This window comes from Mycobacterium sp. ABE4_509 (assembly GCF_056160785.1).
On record NZ_JBSWXU010000364.1, the window covers coordinates 1 to 265 of the forward strand.

Sequence of the window (265 nt, forward strand, 5' to 3'; positions counted from 1 at the left end):
CCGACCTGGGCACCCTGAGCCCCGACACCTTCCTGCCCCTGGTCCGCCAACACGGCCTCATGCGCCCGGTCACCGACCTCGTCATCGACCAAGCCCTCACCGACACCGCCACCTGGACCCACCACAACCGCCACATCCCCGTCGCCATCAACCTGTTCGCCCCGTCGTTGCGCGACACCGAACTCCCCCACACCCTCACCACCGCCCTGCACCACCACGGCCTGACCCCCGACCTACTCACCGTCGAAATCACCGAAGACCTCGT

General features: G+C 67.9%; 1 protein-coding gene. It reads left to right on the forward strand.

What is annotated here, in order from left to right; genetic code table 11:
* Window positions 1-265 (forward strand): EAL domain-containing protein (locus tag ACXAID_RS28500; RefSeq protein WP_475025486.1); only part of this gene is annotated, 265 nt, incomplete at both ends.